The following is a 3,116-nucleotide window of genomic DNA, read 5'->3' as shown; positions in this document are numbered from 1 at the left end:
ATCCCCAGCCCTCCCCCGGCCCTTCTTGCAGGCACAAGACATGACTTCACTGACCGAGCTGTGGCAGGCAGCCATCACCTGGCTCGCCACCCACGCCGTAACCCCCACCGTTCACTGGCTGGACATCGCCCAGGCGGCCGGTGATCCGCGTGAGATTGCCGAGGCGGTGCTGATTGCGGCGCTGCAGCTGTTCCTGATCGCGGGCGTGATGCGGCCGCTGGAGAGCCTGTTTCCGGCCGAGCGCTGGAGCGACCGGCGGCTGACCACGGTGGACCGCAACTACACGCTGCTGATGCTGCTGGGGCTGTTTCCGCTGTTCAGTTTTCTGGTGCTGATGCCGTTTGCCAGCATGCTGGGCGGCGGGCCGGCGGCCGAGGAGGCGACGGGGCTCAAGCATTGGGTGCCGTGGTTTGCGGACCATCCGGTGGCGCTGTTCCTGGTGTACTACGTGGTCTACGACCTGGTGTATTACTGGATGCACCGCGCCCAGCATGTGATTCCCTGGTGGTGGGCCATGCACAGCATGCACCACAGCCAGCGCCAGATGAGCTGCTGGAGCAATGACCGCAGCCATTACCTGGACGGCATGCTGCAGTCCTTCATCCTGGCCACGGTGGGGCTGGCGATGGGGGTGGAGCCTTCGGAGTTTGCGCTGCTGGGGCTGCTCAGCGAGCTGGTGCAGAACTTCTCGCACGCCAATGTGCGGCTGCGCCTGGGCTGGCTGGGCCGCGTGGGTGAGCGGGTGCTGGTGGGCCCGCTGTTCCACCGCCACCACCACATGCTGCGCGACCCAGATCGGCCCACGCGCCACAACTGCAATTTTGGGCAGGTGCTGCCCTGGTGGGACATGCTGTTTGGCACGGCGCTCTATACCGACGAGCCCGTGCGCCCCACGGGCGTGAGCGACCCCGAGGTGGATGCCGACAACGAGCGCGGGCTGGTCGCCATGCAGTGGCATACGCTCAAGCGGTTCTGGGGGGCCTTCCGCCGGCGCGAGGGCTGGCGGCTGGGCGATGTGTCCTTCGGGCCCGGCTACCGGCCCATTCATGACGACGACGGAGCCCAGCCCCACCCTGCGGCCGGGGCGGCTGCGGTGACTGCGGTGACTGCGGTGACTGCGGTGACTGGGGGGGCCGGGGTTGCGCCTACGGCTCCAGGTTCGGCCGCATCAGCGCCTCGAACCACTCGATGAAAACCGCCAGCCGGCGCGAGCGCTGGCGGCGGTGCGGGTACAGCAGCGCCACGGGCATGGGCGCTGCGCGGTGGGCATGTAGCACTTCCACCAGCTCACCCGTGTCAAGCAGGTGCTGCACGTCATAGCGCGGGATCTGGATCAGCCCCAGGCCGGCGCGGCAGCAGGCGATATAGCTTTCTGCATTGTTGGTGACCACGCGGCTGGGCACGGCCAGGGTCTGCGGCCCATCCACCCCATCCATCCCATCCACATCGCTCGCCCCACTCCATTCCCAGGGCAGTTCCCGCCCCGTGCGCGGCGATGCATAGCCCACGCTCCAGTGGCCGTGCAGCAGGTCCTGCGGCTGCTCGGGCAGGCCTTGCTCGCGCAGATAGGCGGGGCTGGCGCAGTTGATGAGGGCAATGCAGCCCAGCGGGCGAACCACCAGGCTGCTGTCATGCAGCGTGCCCACGCGCACGGCGCAGTCCACGCCTTCCTGCACCAGGTCGATGGCGCGGTCTGACGAACCCAGCACCAGTTGCAGCCCCGGGTGCCGGCGCATGAGCCCCGGCAGCGCAGGCGCCAGCAGGCGGCGGGCGATGCGGCTGGGCACGTCCACATGCAGCCGGCCCGTGGCCTGGCGCGTGCGGGCCTGGAACATCTGCTCCACATCCTCGGCCTCTGACAGCAGCGGGCGCACACGCTCCAGCAACTGGGCGCCATCGGCCGTCAGGCTGACCTGGCGCGTGGTGCGGTGCAGGAGTCTTGCGCCCACCTGCTCTTCCAGCTGCTGCACGGCAGCGGACACCGTGGCGCGCGGCAGGTCCAGCGCATGGGCGGCCTTGATGAAGCTGCCCATCTCGGCCACCTGCATGAAGATCCGGTATCGGTCGAGTCGGTCCATGGGACGCAGCATAGTCCGTGCAGCGGTCCTTCTACTTGGCCTACTTGGTGGTGTAGCCGCCGTTGATCAGGATGGTCTGCCCGGTGATCCACCAGCCGTCGCTGACCAGGTGGCGGATGAAGGGCACCACGTCTTCGATATGCGTCAGCCCGGAGGGCGAAAACGGCGACAGCGCCGCCGCGCTCTTGTGATAGGCCACGGCGTCCGCGCCTTCCTGGCCGTAGAAGAACGGCGTGTCCATGGGCCCCGGCCCCACGGCCGTGACCGAAATGCCCCGCGCCCCGAACTCCTTGGCCGCCGCCCGCGTGAAATGCTCCACCGGCGCCTTGGTGCCCGCGTAGGAGGAATAGAACGGCGTGAACGCGCCCAGCAGCGAGGTCACCAGGGTCACGATCTTGCCGTGGTCGTTGACATGGCGCCCCGCCTCCTTGAGGAAGAAAAACGCCGACTTGCCGTTGACGGCGGCCATCTCGTCGTACTCCGCCTCGCTGATCTCCATCAGCGGCTTCTTGAGCACCTTGCCCACGGTGTTGATGGCAATGTCCGGCCGGCCCACGGCGTCCACGGCCTCTGCAAAAAGCCGCTCCACAGCGCCAGCGCGCGTGAGGTCACCCTGCAGCGCCACGGCCTGTGCGCCCAGCGCCCGCACTGCGGCCACCGTGGTCTCCGCCTCAGCCCGGGAAGACTCGCTGTTGTAGTGCACCACCACGGCCCGCGCGCCGTGCCCCGCCAGATCACGGGCAATCAGCCCGCCCAGATTCTTGCCGCCGCCTGCAATCAGCGCCACCTTGCCGCGAATGGAATGGTCTGCCATGGAAACGCTCCTTGTGCTTGGATGAAGCACCCAGCTTAGGCAGCCAGCCCCCCGCGATAAACCGGCGCAGCCGGGATGGATCATCCAGAAAACCAGAACAATCAGCCGCGCCAGCGACCCCTGCCCCCGGCAGCCCGCTCCGCTCCCCCTCCCGTATGCCCGCGCCTGCGTCGGGCCGCCTGCGGGGTTGCAGTCCTGCCGCAGGACAGGACTGCCTTGTCATC

3 protein-coding genes are annotated in these 3,116 nt (G+C 68.2%); 1 reads left to right on the top strand and 2 read right to left on the bottom strand.

The genetic code is table 11. The features are described 5' to 3' along the window. Positions 1-40: 40 nt before the first annotated feature. A complete protein-coding gene (locus tag BW39_RS02715) occupies positions 41-1,192 on the top strand; it encodes a sterol desaturase family protein (RefSeq protein WP_043819608.1) in 1,152 nt (383 codons plus the stop codon). Here BW39_RS02715 and BW39_RS02710 read toward each other — a convergent pair. Both BW39_RS02710 and BW39_RS02705 read right to left on the bottom strand, forming a co-directional pair. Continuing rightward, a complete protein-coding gene (locus BW39_RS02710; protein WP_043819610.1) occupies positions 1,146-2,078 on the bottom strand; it encodes a LysR family transcriptional regulator in 933 nt (310 codons plus the stop codon). The two genes, BW39_RS02715 and BW39_RS02710, sit on opposite strands and share 47 nt — an antisense overlap. Before the next feature lie 40 nt (positions 2,079-2,118). Then, complete coding sequence (locus BW39_RS02705; protein WP_043819606.1) at positions 2,119-2,892, bottom strand: SDR family oxidoreductase; 774 nt, start codon at positions 2,890-2,892, stop codon at positions 2,119-2,121. Between the last annotated feature and the right edge of the window lie 224 nt (positions 2,893-3,116).

It is taken from the genome of Delftia sp. RIT313 (assembly GCF_000632165.1).
Taxonomy (GTDB): domain Bacteria; phylum Pseudomonadota; class Gammaproteobacteria; order Burkholderiales; family Burkholderiaceae_C; genus Comamonas; species Comamonas acidovorans.
The sequence above is the reverse complement of the archived record's forward strand: the minus strand, read 5'-3'. Positions and strand labels throughout refer to the sequence as shown.